The organism is Pseudokineococcus marinus, from assembly GCF_013004605.1.
In the GTDB taxonomy this organism is placed as follows: Bacteria; Actinomycetota; Actinomycetes; order Actinomycetales; family Quadrisphaeraceae; genus Pseudokineococcus; species Pseudokineococcus marinus.
On record NZ_JABEMA010000257.1, the window covers coordinates 1 to 4,518 of the forward strand.

At 74.3% G+C, this 4,518-nt stretch carries 3 protein-coding genes; all 3 read right to left on the reverse strand.

Annotated features, from left to right (window positions below; all coding sequences use genetic code 11):
* Positions 1-1,847: glycoside hydrolase family 13 protein (locus HLB09_RS13485; protein WP_171203865.1), on the reverse strand; the 1,847-nt coding region annotated here is incomplete at its 3' end.
* Positions 1,844-2,698 carry an ABC transporter permease subunit gene (locus HLB09_RS13490; RefSeq protein ID WP_171203867.1) on the reverse strand — a complete coding sequence of 285 codons (855 nt, stop codon included), beginning with the start codon at positions 2,696-2,698 and terminating at the stop codon, positions 1,844-1,846. The genes HLB09_RS13490 and HLB09_RS13485, both read right to left, overlap by 4 nt.
* A gap of 109 nt (positions 2,699-2,807) precedes the next feature.
* Positions 2,808-4,406: an ABC transporter permease subunit gene (locus HLB09_RS13495; protein ID WP_171203866.1), complete on the reverse strand. Its 1,599-nt coding sequence runs from the start codon at positions 4,404-4,406 to the stop codon at positions 2,808-2,810.
* Between the last annotated feature and the right edge of the window lie 112 nt (positions 4,407-4,518).

Below are 4,518 nucleotides of genomic sequence, written 5' to 3' on the forward strand. Positions count from 1 at the left end.
CGGGTGAAGCCGAGCCGCTCGACGAGCGAGCTGGCGGTCACGGGCTTGCCGTCGACGACGAGCTCGCGCCGCTCGCGCTCCACGGCCTCGAGCGCGCGCAGGTCCGCGACCTCCTCGAGCTCGCGCAGGTGGACGAGGACGTCGTCCCGGGCGGCGACCCAGCGCAGCCCGCCCCGGCGCAGCGCCACGGAGGCCCGCCGCAGCCGGCCCCAGGTGCGCACGGCGCCGAGCGTCGGCGCGTCCCACGCCTCCGGGCGGTCCCACGGCATGGGCGTGCGCGAGTGCTCGCCGTCGAGGCCGGTGAGCCCGACCTCGTCACCGGCGAAGAGGGTCGGCACGCCGGGCAGCGTCATCTGCAGCGCGAGGCCGGCGACGTGCCGGTCGCGCCCGCGGCCGGCGAGGTCGGCGAGGCCGCTGCGGCCGCCGCCCACCACCGTGCGGAAGCGCGGCGTGTCGTGCGTGTCGAGGTGCGACGTCGACGCCGCCCACGACCGCCAGGGCATCGCCGCGTGGACCGCGCGCATCGTCGCGACGACGTCGCCGCCCGGCTGCACCGGCACGGGCACGGGCCAGCCGAGGAAGCGCAGGCCGTGCTCCTCCCCCGGGCCCCCCGGGTAGCCGGCGTTGAGCCACGCCCACACCGGCCGGGTGAAGCCCGCGTAGTCCATGGCGCCGTGCCAGCCGTCCCCGACGAGGTCGGCGGAGGCGTCGTGGCAGTGCTCGGCGAGCATCCACGCGCCCGGGCTCGTGGCCTGCGCCGTCGCGCGCGCCAGGCGGGCCACCTCGACGGCGAGGTCGTCGGCGCCCAGGCGCCCGGTCATGTTGGCGACGTCGATGCGCCACCCGTCGAGGCCGCGCCGCAGGTGCTCGGCGACGACGGACCCCGGCCCGTCGACGAGCCGCCGGCGCAGGGCCGCCGACGTGTGGTCGAGCTTGGGCAGGGTGTCGACGCCGAGCCACGTCTCGTAGCCGATCGGGTCGTCGTCGAGGAAGCGGTAGTAGTCCGCCTCCTCGGAGGTGGCGTCGGCGAGGGCGGCGCGGAACCAGGGGTGCTCGACGCCGGTGTGGTTGGTCGTGAGGTCGCCCATGACCCGCATGCCGCGGGCGTGCGCGGCGTCGACGAGCCGGCGCATCGCCGCGTCACCGCCGAGCGCGGGGTCCACGTGGTCGAAGGTCACCGCGTCGTAGCGGTGGTTCGACCGGGCCTCGAAGAAGGGCGTCAGGTAGAGCAGCGAGGCGCCCAGCGACGCGACGTGGTCGAGGTGGGCGGCGACGCCGTCGAGGTCTCCGCCGAACCACTGCCGCCCCACCCCGGGCCCGCGGTGCACCACCGGGTCGTCCCACGCGGCGCGGTCCGCCCACGACGGCGTCTCCCGCTCCGCGCCCGAGCGGGCGAAGCGGTCGGGGAAGACCTGGTAGGCCACCTGGTCGGCCACCCACGCCGCCGGGCCCTCGGAGGCGAGGAGGCGGAAGTCGGCGGCGTCCGTGACGTCGCGCGTGGTCACGCCCTCGCCGGTGAGCCACCGGTGCGCGGGCCGGCCCGCGCCGTCGCGCCCCGCGAGGAGGAAGCGGTAGGGGGTGACGGGGTTGCGCGCCTCCACCTCGGCGGAGAACCACGTGCCGCCCGGGCCGCGGCCGTCCGGCACGGCGGCCCGCAGGACGGGCTCGCCGTCGCGCAGCTGGCGCACGTGGACGGCGCCGCCCCACGGCGAGCCGTCGGCCGCGTCGGGCACGAGGACCCGGACGGGCACGCGCTCGCCGAGTGCCGGCGACGCCGTCCCCGTGCACCAGGCGGAGCCGTCGTGGTGGGGCGCGCGGAGCTCGTGGTCCCGGGGCGCCGGGCTCACCCCTTCACCCCGCCCGCGGTGATGCCGCCGACGATGAAGCGCTGCAGGTACTGGAAGAGCAGGACGACGGGGATCGCCGTGAGCAGCGCGCCCGCCGCGAAGAGCCCCAGGTTGTTCGAGCGGTCGTTCTCGATGACCGACCACAGGCCCACGGCGACGGTCCGCACGCCCGCCTCGCGCAGGAAGATCGAGGCGATGAGGAACTCGCTGATGACGCCGACGAAGGCGAGCAGGCTCGTGACGGCGAGGATCGGCACGAGCAGCGGCAGGAGGATCCGGAAGAAGATCGTCGCGTGCCCGGCGCCGTCGACCGTCGCGGCCTCGTCGAGGGAGGCCGGGATCGAGTCGAAGAAGCCCTTGATGAGCCACACCTGCGCGAAGGCGTTGCCGCACATGACCAGGACGTAGCCGGCCAGGGTGTTGAGGCCGATGGCCGGGATGACCTCGCCGAGGTCGGTGAACAGCAGGAACAGCGCGATGGTGGCGAGGATCTGCGGGAACATCTGGATGAGCAGGAGGGCCAGCAGGCCCCCGCGGCGCCCGCGGAAGCGGAAGCGGCTGAAGGCGTAGGCGGCGAAGGCGCTGCAGGTGACCTGGATGAGCGTCACCGAGGTGCACACGACGAGCGTGTTGAGCATCCACCGGCCGAAGGGCCGCGACGGGTCGGTGAAGAGCGCCTGGAAGTTCACCAGGCTCAGCTGGCGCGGGACGAGGTCGGTCGACACGACGCTGCCCAGCGGGTTGAAGGCCGCGGAGACGATGTAGAGGACGGGGAAGACGGCGAACGCGACGGCGGCGAGGCCGACGACGTGCCGCCAGCCCACCTCGCGCCACCAGCGGCCGCGGCTCATGCGGTAGGCGGTCGGCGGGACGGACGGCGCGGACGGGCCGTCGCCACCGGGGGCGGCGAGGTGGCCGGGGGCGGTGGGGGTGCCCGCGCGCAGCTCCTGGCTGGTCATGTCAGATCACGTCCTCGAGGCGGCGGGTCAGGCGGAACTGCAGGGCGGCGACGACGCCGGTGAGGACGAAGAGCAGCACCGCGATGGCGGAGGCGAAGCCGAACTGCGCCCCGCTGGCGCCGAAGGCGAGGCGGATCGTGTAGCTGATGAGCAGGTCCGTGCCGCCGGCGGTCGGGTTGTCCGGCGTGAAGGGCCCGCCGCCGGTGAGCAGGAAGATCGTGTTGAAGTTGTTGAAGTTGAAGGCGAAGGAGGCCACGAGCAGCGGCGCCGTGGGGATGAGCAGCAGGGGGAAGGTGATGGTGCGGAAGCCCGTGAAGCCGCCCGCGCCGTCGAGGCCCGCCGCCTCCTTGAGGTCCTCGGGGATGGCCTGCAGCGCTCCGGTGACGACGAGGAACATGTAGGGGAAGCCGAGCCAGAGGTTCGTCAGGATGACGGCGACCTTCGCCGTCGTCTCGCCGCCGAACCAGTTGACGCTCAGGCCGGTGAGGTCGTTGATGAGCCCGAAGTCGGTGTTCCAGAAGCCCGACCACAGCAGCAGCGAGATGAAGCTGGGGATGGCGTAGGGCAGCAGCAGGATCGAGCGGTACACCTTCTGGCCCCGGACCCGGCGGTCGTTGAGGACGATGGCGAGCACGGTCCCGAGCGCGAAGGTGGTCGCCACCGAGAGCGTGGCGAAGACGAGGGTCCAGCCGAAGATCCCGAGGAAGTCGGAGAGGATCCGCGCGTCCGTGAAGGCCCGCACGTAGTTGGCGAGGCCGACGTCGGCGGCCCACGACTGGTCCGAGAGGCGCTGGCCGTCGGCGCTGACGTAGTACTCGCGGTCGCCCTGCAGCGTCGGGGCGTAGACGACGCCCGTGTCGGTGTTCGTGATGGTCTCGGCGTCCTCGTCGTGGACGAGGGGCGTGGAGCCGAGGAAGGCCTGCCGGATGCCCAGCTGGCGGACGGCCCCGCCGTCGACGGGCACGGTGAGGTCGGCCAGCTGCGCGCTCGCGTCGTTGACCTGCACCGGCGTCAGGAGCTCGTACCCGTCGGCCGCGGTGACGAAGCCGTCGGTGACGGTCGCGTCGGGGAGCGGCTCGAGCCCCTCGTCCGTGCCGACGGAGGCCTCGCCCGTCGCCGGGTCGACGAGGAGGAAGGCGTAGGGCCCGGCCGACGGCGACCCGGTCGTGGCGACGCTGAGGTTGTAGCGCGGCGCGTCGGGCGCCTGGACGACGGACGCCCCGAGGATCTGCGCCGTCGCCTCCTCGCGGGTGGCCCGCGTGCCGTCGCCGAGGTTGGTCAGCGACACCTGGAAGGTGGAGATGACCGGGTAGACGACGAAGCTGAAGAGCAGCACCGCCCCGGGCAGCAGGTACTTGAGCGGGATCGCGCGCCGGGTCGCGTAGACGGCGACGACGAGCAGCACGAGCACCCAGAAGAAGACGAGGAAGCCCCACCGCTCCGCCGCGACCAGCGCCGGCGTCAGCGACACCACGGTGCTGATGACCACCGCGAGCACGAGGACCTTGAGCAGGAGGACGGGGACCGAGCGGGAGCCGCGGGGCGCGGCGTACGACGCCGGGCTCTCCTGCGGGGCGGGGCGGAGCTGCTGCGAGACCACGTCGCCTCCTGGGCGGGGTCGGTCGGGACGGTGGGCGCGACGGTGCGCCGCGCCGCCCGGGGGCGGCGCGCGGAGGAGGTGCGGGTCGGCGGGCCGGGCCGGTGGCCGGGGC